The organism is Lentzea miocenica (assembly GCF_033949945.1).
Classification (GTDB): domain Bacteria; phylum Actinomycetota; class Actinomycetes; order Mycobacteriales; family Pseudonocardiaceae; genus Lentzea; species Lentzea miocenica.
This window is the reverse complement of the sequence record NZ_JAXAVW010000010.1, coordinates 72,664-92,323: the sequence shown is the minus strand read 5'-3', so window position 1 is coordinate 92,323 and position 19,660 is coordinate 72,664. Positions and strand designations below refer to the sequence as shown.

Below are 19,660 nucleotides of genomic sequence, written 5' to 3'. Positions count from 1 at the left end.
CAAAAAGCACATGACCACCTCCAAGCAGGACCGCGCTTCCGCCCTGCCCGCACACCTGCGGGACCAGCTGCGCAAGCGCCTCGCGGGTGCCGTGCCCGCCACCCCGGTGATCCCGGCGGTGCCGCGCACCGGACCGTTGCCCACCTCTCCCGCCCAGCACCGGCTGTGGCTGCTCGACCGGTTGCGTCCGGGCGGCAACGACCACAACTCCGGGCGAGCGCTGCGGTTCCGCGGCCCGCTCGACGTGGCGAAGCTCGTGCGGTGTGTGCAGAGCCTGGTGGAGCGGCACGAAGCGTTGCGCACCACCTTCACCGAACGCGACGGCGCCGCCGTGCAGGTGGTCCATCCGGCTGGGGACATCGACGTGCCCGTTGTCGGTGAGTGCGACCTGACGACGGAGTTCGCGCGGCCGTACGACCTGGAGCACGGGCCGTTGTTCCGCGCGCTGATCGTCCGGTTCGGGCCGCAGGACCACGTGCTGCTGCTCGGCGCGCACCACATCGTCACCGACGGCTGGTCGCTCGGTGTGCTGACCGACGAACTGGCCGCGCTGTACCGCGGCGAGCGGTTGCCGGAGCCCTCGATCCAGTACGCGGACTTCGCGGCCTGGCACCGGGAGCAGCGCTGGGACGACGCGCTGGGGCGGTGGAAGGACCGGCTCGCCGGTCTGTCGCCGTTGGAGCTGCCCACCGACCGGCCGCGTCCGGCCGAACGCACTGGTGCCGGCGCGGCACACCGGTTCGTGGTGCCGGCCGCGATCACCGGTGGGCTGGAACAGATCGCGCGGGAGCACGACACCACGTTGTTCGGCACGCTGATGGCGGCCTGTCAGGTGTTGTTCGCCCGCTACAGCGGCCAGTCCGACGTGGTGCTCGGCACCGTCACCTCCGGCCGCACCCGCCCGGAGCTCAACCGGGTCGTGGGGTTCTTCGTCAACACCGCGGTCGTACGGTCCTCTGTGGACGGCCGGTTCACCGACCTGCTGCGGCAGGACCACGCGCTGCACGACGAGGTGCCGTTCGAGAAGCTCGTGGACGCGGTCGGCATGAGCCGGGACGCGAGCCGCAACCCGTTGTTCGACGTGATGGTGTTGCTGCAGAACACCGAGCGGGGACTGCCGGCGTTCCCCGGGCTCACCGTCGAGGACGTGCCCGTCGAGCGGTGGGCGGCGGACTTCGACCTGACCGTGGAGTTCACGCCGCGCGGTGACGAGCTGGAGTGCGTGCTGGAGTACAGCACCGACCTGTTCGACGCGGCGACGGTGCGGCGGCTCGGCGAGCACCTGCTCGTGCTGCTCGGCGGTGTGGTCGAGGACCCGTCGCGGCCGGTGCACGCTCTGCCCCTCGTCACGAGGGCCGAGCTGGATCGGATGCGGGAGTGGAACTCCACCGCGCTCGACGCGCCCGTGACGACCTACACCGCGATCTTCGAGGAACAGGTCCGGCGCACACCGCAAGCCACGGCACTGGTCTGCGGCGCGGAGACGTTGACGTACGCCGAACTCGACGCGCGGGCGAACCGCTTGGCGCACTGGCTGATCGGTGCGGATGTGCGGCCCGAGCAGGTGGTCGGGGTCTCGTTGCCCCGCACGGCGGACGCGATCGTAGCGTTGCTGGCGGTGTTGAAGGCCGGTGCGATCTACCTGCCGATCGATCCCGGTCTGCCGCGTGACCGTCAGGAGCACCTGCGCGCCGACGCCGGTGCCGTACGGGTGCTCGACGCGCTGCCGGACACCGGCGATCTGCCGGCAGTCGGCCCAGAGGTGCGAATCCTGCCGTCCCAGGCCGCCTACGTCATCTACACCTCCGGATCGACCGGCACGCCGAAGGGTGTCGTGGTCGAACACCGCAACCTGGTGAACCTCCTGCACAGCCACGTCGCCGACTTCGCGGGCGGCGAGCGGATGCGGGTCGCGCTCAGCGCGGTGTTCTCGTTCGACACTTCATGGGAGGGCCCGGTGCTGATGGCCGCCGGGCACGAGCTGCACCTGCTGGGTGACGAGGTGCGGCTCGACGCGGACGCCCTGGTCTCCTACGTCGGCCGGCACCGGATCGACTTCCTCGACCTGACGCCGTCCTACCTGCAGCAGCTCATCCCGGCCGGGCTGCTCGACCACCACCCGCGCGTGCTGATGCTCGGCGGTGAGGCGCTGGGCGAACGGCTCTGGCGCGAACTGGCCGGCACCAACGCCCGCAACTTCTACGGCCCCACCGAGTGCACGGTCGACGCGGTGTCGTGCCGGGTCGAGGGCGACCGGCCGGTGATCGGCAGGCCGCTGCGCAATCTGCAGGCACACGTGCTCGACGCCGACCTGCGTCCTGTGCCGGTCGGGGTGGCCGGCGAGCTGTACCTGGCCGGGGCTCAGGTCGCGCGCGGTTATCTCGGACAGCCGGGCCTGACCGCGTCGCGATTCCTGGCGAACCCGTTCGGGGACGGCCGGATGTACCGCACGGGCGACCGGGTGCGGTGGACGGCCGAGGGGCAGCTCGACTACCTGGGACGGGTCGACGACCAGGTGAAGATCCGCGGTTTCCGCATCGAGCCCGGTGAGGTCGAGGCCGCTCTCCTGCGGCATCCGGACGTCACCGACGCGGTGGTGGTGGCGCGGGACGACCGGCTCGTCGGCTACGTCGTCGGCACGCGAGCCGATCTGCGGCCGTGGCTGAAGAACAGCCTGCCCGACTACATGGTGCCGTCCGCCTTCGTCACGCTCGACCGGCTGCCGTTGACCAGCAACGGAAAGGTGGACCGCAAGGCGCTGCCCGCGCCGGTGCTGGCGCGGGAGGAGTTCCAGGCGCCGCGCACGCCGGCCGAGGAGACCCTGTCCAGCATCTGGTCCGAGGTGCTGGGTGTCGAGCGCGTCGGCGTGGACGACAACTTCTTCGGGCTCGGCGGTGACTCGATCCTCGCCATCCAGCTGGTGTCCCGTGCCCGCCGTGGCGGGCTCCAGCTCTCGTCGCGCGACGTCTTCCGCCACCAGACCGTGGCGGAGCTGGCACTCGCGGCGGCACCCGCGGTCGAGGCGGAGATCGCGCACGTCGAGGGGCCCGCGCCGCTCACGCCCATCCAGAGGTGGTTCTTCGAGCACGACGGCGACACCGGCTACGCGATGTCACTGGCTGTCGACGTGCCGTCCGGTGTGGACGTTCAGCACGCCTTGGACGCCGTGGTGACGCATCACGAGGCACTGTGCGTGCGGTTCGTGGACGGGCGGATGGAACTCGGTGCGCAACGGCCGGTGCTGGAGGTCGCGGACTCGTTCGAGCATCACGACTTCGACCTGGCGAACGGGCCGTTGCTGCGCGCGGTGCTGGTCGGATCGCGGCTCTACCTGTCCGCGCACCACCTGGTGATCGACGGCGTGTCGTGGCGGATCCTGCTGGAGGACCTCGCGAAGGCGTGGCGCGGTGAGCAGCTCGACCCGCCGACGATGCCGTTCACGCAGTGGGCGCACCACCTGACGCGCCAGGACTTCCGCGACGCGCTGTCCCACTGGCGTCGTCAGCCGACCGGAGGTGTGGCGGTGGGAGAACGTCACAGCTTCACGGTGAGTCTGGACCCGGAGACGACCGCGGCGTTGCTGCACGACGTGCCTGGCGTCTATCACACGCAGGTCAACGACGTGCTGCTCGCCGCGCTTGGTCGCCGGGAGCTGACGCTGGAAGGCCACGGCCGCGACGTGCTCGACGCCGACGTGTCCCGCACCATCGGCTGGTTCACCACGCAGTTCCCGGTGTCGCTCGACTTCCCCGCCGGGGACTGGGGTGCCGTCCTCAAGTCGGTCAAGGAACAGCTGCGGTCCATCCCGCACAAAGGCCTGTCGTACGAGGCGTTGCGGTACCTCACACCGGACAGCGGCCTGAGCGGTGAGCTGCCGGATCTGTGCTTCAACTACCACGGTCACTGGGAAGGCGGCCACGAAGTCCCCGGACCCGACCTCGCCCGGCACCCGGTCGAGGTCAACGGCATGGTGGCCGGCGGCTGCCTGCGGTTCACGTGGTCGTACGCCGGGGAAAGCCCGCGGGCCGAGGCCGAGCGGATGCTGGTGTCGTTGCGGGAGATCGTCGAGCACTGCCGGACGAGCCCGGGCGGCCACACGCCCTCGGACTTCCCGCTGGCCCGCCTCACCCAGGAGCAGGTCGACGCGCTGCCCGCCGACGTCGAGGACGTCTACCCGCTCACGCCGCTGCAGGCCGGCATGCTGTTCCACAACCTGCTCGACCCGGCCGCGTACGTCGACCGGCTGGAGCTGGTGCTCGACGGCGTCAACGATCCCGAGGCGCTGCGCGCCGCCTGGCGCCGGGTGATCGCCCGCACGCCGGTCCTGCGCACGAGCATCGTCTGGGAGGGCGTGGACGAGCCGGTGCAGGTGGTGCACCGGGAAGCGTCCCCGTTGCTGCGCATCGACATCACGCCGTCGAGCGGTTCCCGCGTGCGGCTGGTGTGGGAGTCGCACCACGTGCTGCTGGACGGCTGGAGCACCGCGCAGGTGTTCGCCGAGGTCGTCGCGGAGTACCGCGGCGAACCCGTGTTCGCCCGCCGGCCGTTCCGCGACTATCTGCGGTGGCTGGCCGAGCAGGACACGTCGGCCGCGCAGCGGTACTGGAGCGAGGTGCTGGACGGCGCCGAGCCCACTCCCCTGCCGTACGACCGCAAACCCGCGGAGGCCCATCAGGCCGAGTCGACCGAGTCGATCCGCGTTTCGCTGTCCACTGAGGACTCCGAAGCGTTGCGTACGGCCGTGCGAGAGCACGGCATCACGGTGAACACGGTGGTGCAGGGCGCGTGGGCGGTGCTGCTGACCCGGCACAGCGGCACCCGCGACGTCGTCTTCGGCACGACCGTGTCCGGGCGTCCCGCCGAGCTGCCCGGTGTCGAGTCGATGATCGGCATGTTCATCAACACCGTTCCCACGCGGGTGGCCGTCGATGACGACCAGCCGGCCGCGTCCTGGCTCCGGGACCTGCAACAGGCGCAGAGCGAGGCGAGGACGTTCGAGCACGTTTCGCTGGCACGCCTCGGCGGCGGGCTGTTCGACAGCGTCGTGGTGTTCGAGAACTACCCGTTCGACCGCGAGTCCACGGTCGCGCCGCGCGTCGTGGAGGTCACCGCGACCGACACGACCACTCTGCCGATCACGCTCACCGCGCATCTCGGCGACCGGTTGAGCTTCGACCTCGCGTACGACCCGCGCCTGTTCGACGCCGACACCGCGCAGCGGTTGAGCGAACGGCTGCACGTCCTGCTCAGCGGGATCGCCACCGACCCTCGCCGCCCGGTGGGCACGCTCCCGTGGACGGTGCCGGGCGAGCTCGACATGGCGGCGTGGACCGACCTGGAGACGTCCGGCGAGCTCTACCACGAGGTCTTCGCCCGGCAGGCCGCCGCGACACCGGACGCGGTGGCGGTGTGGCCGCACACCTTCGCCGAGGTCGACGCCGCCGCGAACCGGTTGGCGCACCGGCTGATCGCGGACGGCGCCGGTCCGGAACGACTCGTCGGACTGGCGTTGCCGCGGCAGGACATGGTCGTCGCGCTGCTCGCCGTCATGAAGGCCGGTGCCGCGTACCTGCCGATCGACCGCGATCTGCCGCCCGGCCGCCGGGAGTTCCTGCTCGCCGACGCGAAGCCCGTGCTGGTGCTGGACGAACTGCCTGACACCAACGCGTTTCCCGCGCACGCCCCGGACGTCGAGGTGCTGCCGTGGCACCCCGCGTACGTGATCTACACGTCCGGGTCGACCGGTACGCCGAAGGGTGTGGTGATCGAGCACGCCCAGCTAGCGAACCTCTACGCCGACCACCGGGCGACGCTCATCCCCGACGTGACACTGCGGTTCGCGCTCACCGCGGCGTTCTCGTTCGACACCTCGTGGGAGGGCCTGCTGTTCCTCGCCGCCGGGCACGAGCTGCACGTCATCGGCGAGGACCTGCGGCTCGACCCTCCCGCGCTGGTGCGGTACGTGCGGGAGCACGGCATCGGCGTGATGGACGTGACGCCGACCTACGCGCGCCAGCTCCTCCCGACCGGCCTGCTCGACGCCGGGCTGCGGACGTTGATGCTCGGCGGTGAGGCCGTGGACGAGTCGCTGTGGCAAGAGGTGCGGGAGATCGGCCTCAACTACTACGGGCCGACCGAGTTCGCCGTCGACGCCACGTACTGCGCGCTCGCCGACCACGACCGGCCGGTGATCGGCGGGCCTGGGCACAACGTGCGGGCGTACGTGCTGGACGACGGCCTGCGGCCGGTGCCCGTAGGTGTGCCCGGCGAGCTGTTCCTGGCAGGCGCGCAGGTGGCTCGCGGCTATCTCGGCCGCGCCGGGCTGACGGCCGAGCGGTTCGTGGCGAACCCGTTCGAGACGGGCAGCCGCATGTACGCCACCGGCGACCGCGTCCGGTGGCTCTCCAGCGGTGTGCTCGACTACCTGGGCCGTACCGACGACCAGGTCAAGATCCGCGGCATCCGGATCGAGCTGGGCGAGATCGTCGCCGCGCTGCTGGACGTGCCGGGGGTGCGGCAGGCCACCGTGGTGGCGGTGGACGACCGCCTCGTCGCCTACCTCGTCGGCACGCCGGAGGTCGAGGTCCGGGAGGCGTTGGGCCGCATGCTGCCCGCGCACCTGGTGCCCGTAGCGTTCGTGGAGCTGGCCGAGCTGCCGATGACCTCCAGCGGGAAGCTGGACCGCAAGGCGTTGCCCGCGCCCGAGTTCGCCTCCGCGGAGTTCGTGGCGCCGCGCACCGACGCCGAACGCGTGGTCGCGGCCGCGTGGGCCGAGGTGCTGGGCGTGGAACGGGTGGGCGCCCAGGACAACTTCTTCGCGCTGGGCGGCGACTCGATCCTCAGCATCCGGGTCGTCGCGCGGCTGCGGGCGGCGTTCGGGGTGCAGGTTTCGCCGCGGGTGTTGTTCCAGCACTCCACTGTGGCGCAGCTGGCGGAAGCGTTGCGGGAGGGTGACTCCGCGACGATTCCGGTGGTGTCGCGGGTAGATGTCCCGCAGTCGTTCGCCCAGGGGCGGCTGTGGTTCCTGGACCAGTTCGAGACTGGCGGCACGGAGTACGTCACGCCGACCGCGTTGCGGCTGCGCGGTCCGCTGGACGTGCCGAGGCTGAGCGGGGCGCTGACGGCGCTGGTGGCGCGGCACGAGTCGCTGCGCACGACGTTCACCGACGGCCTGCAGATCATCGGCGAGCCGTACGAGATGCGGCTGCGACCCGAGCACGGCGACCTCGACGCGATCCTGCTGGAGGAGACGACCGCGCCGTTCGACCTGCGCACCGGACCGTTGCTGCGCACGCGGCTGGTCCGGCTCGGTGCCGACGAGCACGTGCTGGTGCTGACGTTGCACCACATCGTCACCGACGGCTGGTCGACCGCGGTCCTCACCGACGAGCTGGCCGCGCTGTACGAGGGCCGGGAGCTGCCGGCGCTGCCCGTGCAGTACGCGGACTTCGCTGTGTGGCAGCGAAGTCTCGACCTCGACGCACAGCTGCGGCACTGGAGGGAGCAGCTCGCCGGGGTGGCGCCGCTGGAGCTGCCGACCGATCGGCCTCGGCCCGCCGTGCGCACGACATCGGGTGCGATGCACGAGTTCGAGCTGCCGGTCGCGGGACTGCGCGACGGCGACACGACGTTGTTCATGACGCTCGTGGCGGCCTGCCAGCTGCTGTTCAGCCGGTACTCGGGGCAGTCCGACATCGCGGTCGGCACGGTGACGTCCGGGCGCGAGCGGGCCGAGCTGGAGAACGTGGTCGGGTTCTTCGTGAACACCCTCGTGCTGCGCTCCACAGTGGACGGCAGGCCGTTCCGCGAGTTGCTGTCCCAGGTGCGGCAGACGGTGCTGAACGCGTTCGAGCACCAGGACGTGCCGTTCGAACGGGTCGTGGACGCCGTCGGGCCGGACCGCGACCCGAGCCGCAACCCGCTGTTCGACGTGATGGTGCTGCTGCAGAACACCGCGGACGAGGTGCCGTCGATCACTGGTCTCGATGTCGAGGAGGTGCGGCTGCCGGTCGTCACGTCGACGTGCGACCTGACGTTCGAGTTCCAGCAACGCGGTGACGTGCTGCTCGGCGCGGTCGAGTACAACCCGGACCTCTTCGACGCGCCGACGATCGAGCGGATGGCCGGGCACCTCGTGGTACTGCTCGGCGAGATCGCGGCGGGCCGGGAGCCGTTCCTGGCCGACGACGGCACGCTGCAGGCGGGTCCCGCGCTGGAGGTCTCCGACCCGCCGTTCCCGCACCTGTTCGAGAGGCAGGCGCTGCTCACGCCGGACGCCACCGCGCTGGTCGCCGCCGAGTCCTTCACGTTCGCCGAGCTCAACGAGCGCGCGAACCGCTTGGCGCACCGGCTGATCTCGCTGGGCGCGGGTCCGGAACGCCTGGTGGCGCTGCGGTTGCCGCGGTCGGCGGACTTCGTGGTGGCGGTGCTCGCCGTGCTCAAGTCGGGCGCCGCCTACCTGCCGGTGGATCGGGAGCTGCCCGCCGAACGCGTCGAACTGCTGCTGCGCGACGCACAACCGGTGGTCGTGCTGGACGAGATCGGTGATCTCGACGCATTCCCCGGCACGGACCCCGTCGTGGGAATCGACCCGGCGAGCACCGCGTACGTGATCTACACGTCCGGGTCGACCGGCACTCCGAAGGGTGTCGCGGTCGAGCACCGCAACCTCACCAACCTGGTGGCACACCACCGGGAGCTGTTCGGCTCGCGCGTTCTCCGGGTCGCGCACACCGCCCTGTTCTCGTTCGACACGGCGCTGGAAGGTCTCGCGCTGCTGGCGTGCGGTCATGAGCTGCACCTGGTTTCCGACGACGTGCGTCTCGACGCGGTGGCACTCGTGGAACACGTGCGCTCGCAGGGCATCGACGTGCTGGACGCGACGCCGGCACACATGCGGGCACTCATCGCCTCCGGGCTGCTGGAGCGGGCGCCGGAGATCATCACGGTCGGCGGCGAGGCGGTGCCACCGGATCTGTGGGACCAGCTCGGTGACGTGCGGGCGTACAACTTCTACGGCCCCACCGAGTGCACGGTCGACGCGACCTGGTGCCGCATCGCCGGACCGCGGCCCGTGATCGGCAGGCCGCTCGCCAACCAGCGCGCGTACGTGCTGGACGACGACCTGCGGCCGGTGCCGGCGGTCGTGCCCGGTGAGCTGTACGTGGCGGGCGCACAGGTCGCGCGAGGGTATCTCGGCCGTCCCGGGCTGACCGCGGAACGCTTTCTCGCCGACCCGTTCGGTGCGGGCCGGATGTACCGGACGGGCGACCGGGTGCGGTGGACGGACGACGGGCAGCTGGAGTTCCTCGGCCGGGCCGACGACCAGCTCAAGATCCGCGGCTTCCGGGTCGAACCCGGCGAGGTCGAAGCCGTGCTGCTGCGCCACCCGGACATCTCGGCGGCGGTCGTCGTCGGCCGGGACACGCGACTGGTGGCCTACGTGGTGGGCACGGTGGATCTCGACGACTGGGCGCGGAGGTTCCTGCCCGCGCACCTGGTGCCGTCGGCGTTCGTCGGGCTGGAGTCGTTGCCGCTCACGCCGAGCGGCAAGGTCGACCGCCGTGCGCTGCCCGAGCCGCACTTCGCGTCGCGCGAGTTCGTCGCGCCGCGCACCGAGCGGGAAGTCCTCTTGGCCCGGACCTGGGCCGAGGTGCTGGGGCTCGGGACCGTCGGGGCCGAGGACAACTTCTTCGCGCTCGGCGGCGACTCGATCCTCAGCATGCAGGTGGTGGCCCGAGCCCGTGCGCACGGTCTGATGATCTCGTCGAAGGACGTCTTCGTCCATCAGACCGTCGCCGCGCTCGCCGCCGCCGCGCAGGAGGCGCCGGCCCCGGTGGGCCACGACCTGGTCACCGGGCCGGCGCCGCTCACTCCGATCCAGCACTGGTTCTTCGAGAAGGTCCGCCGTGACGACTACACGATGTCGCTGCGCCTCGAACTCGCGCCCGGCACCGACGTCGACGCGCTCGCCCGTGCCGTCCAGGCGGTCGCCGAGCACCACGAGGCGTTGCGGCTGCGCTTCGTCGACGGCAGGCAGGAGACCACGGCTCCCCTGCCGCAGTTCGAGTCCACTGTGGAGGGATTTGACCTCGCGCGAGGACCGTTGTTCCGCGCCACGCTGGTGGACGGCACGTTGCTGCTCGTCGCGCACCACCTGGTGATCGACGCGGTGTCCTGGCGGATCCTGCTCGAAGACCTGGAGACCGCCTATCGCGGTGATCCCCTGCCGCCGGCCACGCTGCCGTTCACCCAGTGGGCGCACCAGCTGAACCGCCGCGCTCCCGAGTTCGCCGATGCTTTGCCGTACTGGCGGTCGATCCCGCTCGGCACGGCGACCGTGCCCGCCGAGCGGCACCACTTCACCGTGGAACTGGACGAGGCGACCACCGCGGCGTTGCTCCGCGACGTTCCCGGCGTCTACCGCACCAGGATCAACGACGTGCTGCTCAGCGCCCTCGGTAAGGCCGTCTCGCCGGTGTTCGCGCTGGAGGGTCACGGCCGTGACGACAGCGTGTCCCGCACGGTCGGCTGGTTCACCAGCCAGTTCCCGGTGTCGCTCGAACTCCCGGACGGCGACTGGGGTGTCGTGCTCAAGTCCGTCAAGGAGCAGCTGCGGGCCATTCCGCACGACGGACTGTCGTACGAGGTGCTGCGCCACCTCACGCCGGACAGCGGCCTGACCGGTGACCTGCCGGAGGTGTGCTTCAACTACCTCGGTCAGTGGGACGACGGCGAGGCCGACGGGGTGTTCCGCGGTCGCCTGGACACCGACGTCCCGGAGATTCCCACTCACCTGGTGGAGATCACCGCCGCGGTCGAGGGCGGCAGGCTCGTGCTGGACTGGGACCACGGGCTGCCCGAAGCCGAGGCTCGTCGCCAGGCGAACGACATGCTCCTGGCGTTGCGGGAGATCGTCGAGCACTGCCGCACCAGCCCCGGCGGGCGCACGCCGTCCGACTTCCCGCTCGTCCGGCTCACCCAGGAGCAGGTCGACGCGCTGGGCGAGGTCGAGGACGTCTACCCGTTGACGCCGTTGCAGTCGGGCATGGTGTTCCACAGCATCGGCGACAGCGACGCGTACGTCGACCGGCTGGAACTGCTGCTCGACGTTGACCTCGACCGTTTCCGCGGGGCCTGGCAACGGGTGATCGCGCGTACGCCGGCGTTGCGCGCGGACGTCGTCTGGCAGGGCGTCGACGAGCCGGTGCAGGTCGTGCGGCCCGAACAGTCGCCCTTGCTGCGTCTGGACTTCTCCCAGGCCGGCGATCGGGTGCGGCTCGTCTGGTCCACGCACCACGTGCTGCTGGACGGCTGGAGCACGGCACAGGTGTTCTCGGACGTGATCGCCGAGTACCGGGGCGATCAGCCGGTCGCCCGCAGGCCGTTCCGCGATCACCTCCGCTGGCTGTCCGGACAGGACACCGCGGCCGCCGAGGAGTACTGGCGCCGGGTGCTGGACGGGTTCACCACACCGACGCCGCTGCCGTTCGACCGCAGGTCCCAGGGGCCGGTCGAGTCCAGCGCCGTGCTGGCGCTCGACCTGCCGCCGGCCGACCTGCGCGAGCACGGGCTCACGGTCAACACCGTGGTGCAGGGCGCGTGGGCGTTGCTGCTGGCGCGGTTGAGCGGGGAACGGGACGTGGTCTTCGGCACCACGGTGTCCGGGCGTCCCGCCGAGCTGCCCGGTTCCGACTCGATGATCGGCATGTTCATCAACACCGTCCCGTCGCGGGTGGTCGTCGACCTCGGCCGCCCGGTGGTGGAGTGGTTGCGCGATCTGCAGACCGCGCAGAGCGAAGCGCGTGCGTACGACCACGTCTCCCTGGCACGGCTGGGCGGCGAACTGTTCCACAGCCTGCTCGCGTTCGAGAACTACCCGGTCGGCGCGGACGACGACCTGCGGGTCGACGTGGTGGAGAGTCGTGACACCACAACACTTCCGCTGGCCGTGCGAGCCCATGCCGACGACGGTGCGTTGCACTTCGAGTTCACCTACGACCCGCGCCTGTTCGACGCGTCCACGATCACGTCGCTGGCCGGCCGAGTGGCGTTGGTGCTGCGGGAGTTCGTCTCGCGGCCGGACCAGTCGCTCGCGGACGTGCGGTGGACGACGCCCGAAGAGGACCACCGCGTCCTGGTCGAGTGGAACGGCACAGCCACGGGACGGCCCACCGCCACCCTGCCGGGGCTGTTCGAGGCCCAGGTCTCCCGCACACCGGATCGTGTCGCGGTCGGCGACCTCACCTACGCCGAGCTGAACGCCCGCGCGAACCGGTTGGCGCACAGGCTGATCGCGGACGGAGCCGGGCCTGAGCGGTTCGTCGGGTTGCGGCTGCCGCGCGGCACCGACCTGGTGGTCGCGATCCTCGGTGTGCTCAAGTCCGGCGCGGCGTATCTGCCGATCGACCTGAGCTATCCAGAGGAGCGCGTCGCGCGGATGATCTCCGACACCGCGCCAGTGGCGTTGCTCGAGTCACTGCCAGATCTCAGCGGCTTCCCGGACACCGACCCGGTCACCGCACTCGGGGCGGACAACCCGGCGTACGTCATCTACACGTCCGGATCGACGGGCGTACCGAAGGGTGTGGTCGTGCCGCACGCGAACGTGGTGCGGTTGTTCGAGCAGACCTCGGACTGGTTCTCCTTCGACGAGAACGACGTGTGGACGTTGTTCCACTCGTTCGCGTTCGACTTCTCGGTGTGGGAGCTGTGGGGTCCGCTGCTGCACGGCGGCCGGCTGGTCGTGGTGCCGCACGAGGTGTCGCGCTCACCGCGGGCGTTCTTGCAGTTGCTGCACGACGAGCAGGTCACGGTGCTCAACCAGACCCCGTCGGCCTTCTACCAGCTGATGGCCGAGGAACAGGTGCCGCTGGCACTGCGGTACGTGATCTTCGGTGGCGAGGCGCTCGACCTGTCGCGGCTCTCGGCTTGGTACACGCACCACGACGCGCAGCTCGTGAACATGTACGGCATCACCGAGACGACCGTGCACGTCTCCTACCTGGCACTCGACTCCGCGCTGGCGGCATCCGCACCGGGCAGCCTGATCGGCACCGGGATTCCGGACCTGCGGATCTACCTGCTGGACGAGCACCTGCGGCCGGTGCCGCCGGGTGTGGTCGGCGAGATGTACGTGGCCGGCGAAGGGCTGGCGCGCGGCTATCTCAACCGGCCGGGTCTCACCGCGTCGAGGTTCGTCGCGAACCCGTTCGGCAGTGTTGTTTCTTCTGGGGCACGCATGTACCGCACCGGCGACCTGGCGCGGTGGCGTGGGGACGGAAGCCTGGAGTACCTGGGCCGGGCGGACCAGCAGGTGAAGGTCCGCGGCTTCCGGATCGAACTGGGCGAGATCGAGGCCGTGCTGCACCCGGCCGTCGACCAGGTGGCCGTCATCGCGAAGGACCAGCGGCTCATCGCCTACGTCGTGGGTGACACCCCGGTCGACGAACTGCGCGCCCGAGCCGCCGCGGCGTTGCCGGAGCACATGGTGCCGTCGGCGTTCGTCCGGCTGGATCGCTTGCCGCTCAACAACAACGGCAAGCTGGACGTGCGAGCGCTGCCCGAACCCGGCCGTGAGTCCGCCACGACGCAGGAGTTCGTGCCGCCGCGCACGGACGCCGAACGCGCGATCGCCGGCATCTGGGCCGACGTGCTCGGCGTCGACCGGGTCGGTGTGACCGACCGGTTCGTCGAGCTGGGCGGTGACTCGATCAGCAGCATCCGGGTGATCTCGCGGTTGCGGGCGGAGTTCGGCGTCGACCTGACCCCGCGTGACCTGTTCGGCCATCCGACCGTGGAAGGCCTCGCGCAGGTCCTGCCGGGACGCGGCATGACCACCATTCCAGTGGTGTCGCGGGAGGGCGAGCTGGAGCTGTCGTTCGCGCAGCAGCGGTTGTGGTTCCTCGACCAGCTCACGCCCGGCGGCACGGAGTACGTGACGCCGCTGGCGGTCCGGTTGACCGGCGAGCTGGACGTCGCGGCACTCTCCGCGGCGATGACCGCGCTGGTGGCCAGGCACGAGTCGCTGCGCACGACGTTCCGCGAGGTCGACGGCCGGGCCGTGCAGGTGGTGCACCCGCCGGCACCGGTGGAGATCCCGGTGGCCATCGGTGACGTCGAGGAGATCCTGGCGCGTGAGGCGAACACGCCGTTCGACCTCACGACCGGCCCGCTGCTGCGGCCGTTGCTGATCCGGGTGTCGGCGCGCGAGCACGTGCTGGCGCTGACGATGCACCACATCGTCACGGACGGCTGGTCGGGCGGGCTGATCATGGAGGAGCTGAGCGCGCTCTACGCCGGTCAGCCGCTGCCGCCGCTGCCCGTGCAGTACGCGGACTTCGCCGCGTGGCAACGATCCCTGCCGCTCGACGAGCAGCTCGGCTACTGGCGCACGCAGCTGGCCGGCGTGCCCGCGCTGGAGTTGCCGACCGACCGCCCGCGCCCGCCCACGCACACCACGAAGGGTGCGACGGTCGAAGTCGCGCTGCCCTCCAGCGGCCTGCGCGAGCTCGCTCGCGGCCAGGACACGACGCTGTTCACGGCGCTCGTCGCCGCGTGCACGCTGTTGCTGCGCCGCTGGACCGGGCAGGACGACATCGCGGTCGGCACGGTGTCGTCCGGGCGCGAGCACCCCGAGCTGGAACGGCTCGTCGGCTTCTTCGTCAACACGGTGACGCTGCGGTCCACAGTGGACGAGTCGTCGAACTTCCGCGAGTTGCTCGGCGCGGTGCACGGGACGGTCCGCGAGGCGTTCGCGCACCAGGACGTGCCGTTCGAACGGGTCGTGGACGCGGTGCAGCCCGACCGCGACCCGAGCCGAACACCGCTGTTCCAGGTGCTGGTGGCGTTGCAGAACGCACCCAGCCGGGCTGGTTCACTGCCCGGCCTGGTGGGTGAGGACGTCGACCTGCCGGTGCACACGGCGTCGTTCGACGTGGCGTTCGAGTTCACCGAGGCCGGCGACGAGCTGTACGGCGCCATCACCTACAACACCGACCTGTTCGACCACGCCACGATCGAGAGGTTGGCGCGGCACCTGCGCGTGCTCGTGGACGGCGCCGTCGCGGCACCCGAACTCCCGATGGCCGGGCTGCCGATGCTCACCCCGGCCGAACTGGACCAGTTGGAGGCGTGGAACGAGACCGCGCAGGAGGTCGCGCCCTGCTCGTTCGCTCAGCTCGTCGAACGGCAGGTTGCCCGCACACCGGACGCTCCCGCGCTGATCCACGCCGAGGGCGAGATCAGCTTCGCCGAGCTCGACGCGCGGGCGAACCGGCTCGCGAGGGCGCTCGTCGAGCGCGGCGCGGGCCCTGAGCGGATCGTCGCGGTGCGGCTGCCGCGATCGGTGGACATCATCGTCACCGAGCTGGCGGTGCTGAAGACCGGTGCGGCGTTCCTGCCCGTCGACCCGGACTATCCGGCCGAGCGCGTCGAGTTCATGCTGCGCGACTCCGATCCGGTCGTCGTCGTGGACGGTCCGCTGGACGCGAGCGGCTACGACGCGTCGCACCTCGGCGTGCCGGTCGACCTGGCACAGCCCGCGTACGTGATCTACACGTCCGGTTCGACGGGACGGCCGAAGGGCGTGGTGGTCACGCATGCCGGGCTCGCGTCGTTCTCCGCGGCCGAGATCGAGCACTTCGAGGTCCGGCCGGGTGACCGGGTGCTGGAGTTCTCCTCCCCCAGCTTCGACGCGTCGGTGCTGGAGCTGTGCATGTCGTTGCCGGCCGGCGCCGCACTGGTCGTGCCGCCCGAGGGGCCGCTGCTGGGCGAGCAGCTCGCTGAAGTGTTGCGGGAAAACAAGGTCACTCACGCGTTGATCCCGCCGGTGGCGATGGCGACCGTGCCGGACGTGCCCCAGAAGGACGGGTTGCTGCCCGACTTCCGCACCCTGGTCGTCGGCGGTGACGCCTGCACCGCGGAACTCGTGGCCCGCTGGGCACCTGGACGCCGCATGATCAACGCCTACGGGCCGACCGAGTCCACTGTGGTCACGTCGTGGAGCGGGCCGTTGGTACCGGGCGGGGTGCCGCCGATCGGCAGGCCGTTGCCCGGCACGCGGGTGTACGTGCTCGACTCGTTGCTGCGGCCAGTTCCCGTCGGCGTGCCGGGTGAGCTGTACGTCAGCGGTCCTCAGCTGGCCCGCGGGTACCTCGGCCGGCCGGGGCTGACGGCGGAACGGTTCCTCGCGAATCCCTTCGGGTCTGGACGGATGTACCGCACCGGTGACGTGGTCCGGTGGAATCGCGACGGCGAGCTGGAGTTCGTCGGGCGCGCCGACGACCAGGTGAAGATCCGCGGCTTCCGGGTCGAGCTGGGTGAGGTCGAATCGGCGTTGCTCAGGCACCCGTCCGTGCGGGAGGCCGTGGTGGTGGCGCAGGACTTCGGCGGCCACAAGCGGCTGGTGGCCTACGTCGTCGGCGTCACGGACGACCTGCGGGAGTTCCTGGCGCAGACGCTGCCGGACTACCTCGTGCCGTCGGCGTTCGTCGCGATCGACGAGGTTCCGATGAGCCCCAACGGCAAGGTCGACCGCAAGGCGTTGCCGGTGCCCGAGTTCACCGCCACCACCACGCACGTCGCACCTCGTAACGACGTGGAGCGTGCCCTGTGCTCGTTGTGGGCGGACGTCTTGGCCGTGCCGGAAGTCGGGGTGGAGGACAACTTCTTCGCGCTCGGCGGCGACTCGATCCTGAGCATCCAGGTCGTGGCCCGCGGTCGCCGCGCCGGTCTGCACTTCACCGCCAAGGACCTGTTCACCCACCAGACGATCGCCGGGCTCGCGCCGCACGTCACGGCGGAGACCGACACCGGTGACCGCGCGGACGTCGTCGGCGACGTGCCGCTGCTGCCGATCCAGCGGTGGTTCTTCGCGGGTGACCGGACGGCTCCGCACCACTTCAACCAGTCGCACCTGGTGGAGCTGACCTCGGACGTGGACGTCGCCGCGCTCCGGCGGGCGCTGGAGGCTTTGGTGCGCCACCACGACGCGTTGCGGATGCGGTTCACGTCCGGCGAGTCCGGCTGGCACCAGCACAATCCGCCGTTCGAACCGGCCGACCTGCTGTCCGAGCACCCGCCGGCCGATCTCGAGCGGGTGGCGGACGAACTGCACGCGGGTTTCGACCTGGCCCGCGGACCGCTGCTGCGGGCGGCACTCTTCGGGCCGCGGCGGTTGTTCCTGGTGGCGCACCACCTCGTGGTGGACGGCGTGTCGTGGCGCATCCTGCTCGACGACCTCGACACCGCCTACCACCAGGCGCTGCGGGGCGAGCCGATCGATCTCGGCCGCAAGTCCACCTCGGTGCGCGACTGGGCGACCCGACTGGAGTCCTTCGTGGACTCGGGCGCGCTCGACCACGAGATCGAGCACTGGCGGTCGATCACCGCCCAGCCGCTCGACGCTGCAGCGAAGGATGCGGCTTCGTCGTTCGAACTGAGCGCGCAGGCCACGGACGCGTTGCTGCGTGGCGCACCCACCGCCTATCGCACCGGCATCAACGACGTGCTGCTCGCGGCTCTTGCGTGGGCGCTCGCGCGGTGGACCGGCACGCCGGCGGTGACGATCGACCTGGAGGGGCACGGCCGTGAGGACGTGCTCGACGACGTCGACCTGTCCCGGACGGTCGGCTGGTTCACCACGATGTTCCCCGTACAGCTGGAGGTCACCGGCTCCTCCTGGCGCGACCGGGTGAAGTCCGCGCGCAAGCAGCTGCGCCGGGTGCCGGGCAACGGTTTCGGATACGGCGCGCTGCGCTGGACGGGCCGCGTGCCGGGCGTCGAGGCGCCGGTCTCGTTCAACTACCTCGGTCAGTTCGACGCGCGGGCCGAGGACGAGTCGTTGTTCGGTGAGGTGCTGCCCGCGGTCGGCCGCGACCACGTCGACCAAGATCCGCACGTCGTGCAGGTGGTCGGTGAGGTGGCGGACGGGCGGATGACGTTCGGTGTCGTGCACCGCGTCCCCGTCACGGGACTGGTCGACGACTTCGCCGCGGCGTTGCGCGCCATCGCCGCCGACTGCCGGGAGGTGCGATGACCCCGTTGTCGCGCAACCGGAACTACACGCTGCTGTGGGGCAGCCAGGCGGTGTCCGAGGTGGGCTTCAACGCCTCCCTCATCGCCTTCCCGCTGGTCGTGCTGATGGTCACCGGCTCGGCGGCGGCATCGGGCCTGGTGCTCGCCGTGGACGCGGTGGCCCAGCTCGTCGTCGGGCTGCCCGGCGGCGTGCTGGCCGACCGCTGGGACCGCCGGCGGGTCATGCTCTGGTCCGAGGCGGGGCAGGCGGTCGCGGTGGCCAGCCTCGCGGTGGCGTTGTGGCAAGGCGCCGCGACCCTGCCGCACATGGTGGCCGTGGCCGCGGTGCTGGGCGCCTGCCGGGCGCTCTTCGAACCCGCCGAGGACGCGAGTCTGCCGCGGATCGTGCCGGAGTCGCAGCTCGCCACCGCCGTGTCGCTCAACGCCGCACGGTCGTCCATCGGGCAGATGGCGGGCACCGCGCTGGGCGGCTTCCTCGTGGCGGTCGGCCGCTGGGTGCCGTTCGCGGTCGACGCCGTGACGCACGCGCTGGCGTTCGTGGGCCTGTTCTTCCTGCGGGTGCCGCCTTCGCCGCCGGTCGAGCGCCGCCACTTCGCCCGCGAACTGCTCGACGGCCTGAAGTGGGTGCTGGGCAGGCCGGAGATGCGCGTGACGGCGTGGTGCGCGATGACGCTCAACCTGTTCTTCAGCGCGTACTACCTGGTGATCATCGTCCTGGCGCAGTCCCGCGGCGTGCCGTTGGGCGAGATCGGCGTGATGGCCGCGATGCTCGGTGCCGGCGGTGTGGTGGGGGCGTTGATCGCCCCGCGCCTGAGTGCGCTGCTGTCGCCGCACCAGGCGATCGCGGGCGTGTTCTGGGCGCTGACCCTTCTGGCACCGCTGGCCGTGTTCATCTCCAACGGCTACCTGATGGGCGCGCTGTTCGCCGGCATGGCACTGCTCGCGCCCACCGCCAACACGGTGATCACCACCTACCAGCTGCTGCGCACACCCGACTCGTTGCGCGGCCGGCTGAGCGGCGTCATGAACGTCGCCGTCGGCACGGCCGCCGCCCTGGGCCCGGCGCTGGGCGGCGTGCTGGCCGAACTGCTCCCCGGACCAGGCGCGGTGCTGCTGTGTGCGGGCGGCATCGCGGTCATCACGGTGCTGGTCACCGTGCATCCAGTTCTCCGCGCATATCCACGAAAGGACGTCATGGCATGAGGGACGACATCGAGTACCAGGTCCTGCTCAACGACGAGGAGCAGTACTCGCTCTGGCCCGCCACGCACGAGGTGCCCGCCGGGTGGCGCCCGGACGGGTTCCGCGGCACCAAGGAGGAGTGCTCCGCCCACGTGGACGAGGTGTGGACCGACATGAGGCCGCGCAGTCTGCGCGAGCGGATGGCCGCGGAATGACGGACAGGCCGCCCGGCCATCGCGGCTGGGCGGCCTGATCGGGGCGGAGCCGTCGATCAGGCCACCCGATCCCGGCTGCCGACGGCCGCGTTGGGCTGTGGCGCGGGCAAGTCGGACTGGACCGGACGGTCAGCCGCCGCAGAGATCGGTGACCTTCGGGTCGGTGCACGGCAGCAAGCGGAGCTGGCGCGTCGCCTCGGCCCGCCTCGCTCGTGCGCAAGTAGTCC

At 71.0% G+C, this 19,660-nt stretch carries 3 protein-coding genes; all 3 read left to right on the top strand.

Annotated features, from left to right (window positions below; all coding sequences use genetic code 11):
* The first annotated feature begins 10 nt into the window (after positions 1-10).
* From SK803_RS13935 to SK803_RS13925, 3 genes are read left to right on the top strand one after another with little or no spacing between them, the layout of a single operon-like run.
* A complete protein-coding gene (locus SK803_RS13935; RefSeq protein ID WP_319966388.1) occupies positions 11-18,037 on the top strand; it encodes a non-ribosomal peptide synthase/polyketide synthase in 18,027 nt (6,008 codons plus the stop codon).
* The gene (locus SK803_RS13930; RefSeq protein WP_319966387.1) at positions 18,034-19,239 is read left to right on the top strand and encodes an MFS transporter; all 1,206 of its coding nucleotides are present in this window, start codon (positions 18,034-18,036) and stop codon (positions 19,237-19,239) included. Before SK803_RS13935 ends, SK803_RS13930 begins: the two co-directional genes overlap by 4 nt.
* Positions 19,236-19,433, top strand: coding sequence for an MbtH family protein (locus tag SK803_RS13925; protein ID WP_266032438.1), 198 nt, complete (start codon positions 19,236-19,238; stop codon positions 19,431-19,433). The genes SK803_RS13930 and SK803_RS13925 overlap by 4 nt, the downstream gene beginning before the upstream one ends.
* Positions 19,434-19,660: the final 227 nt, after the last annotated feature.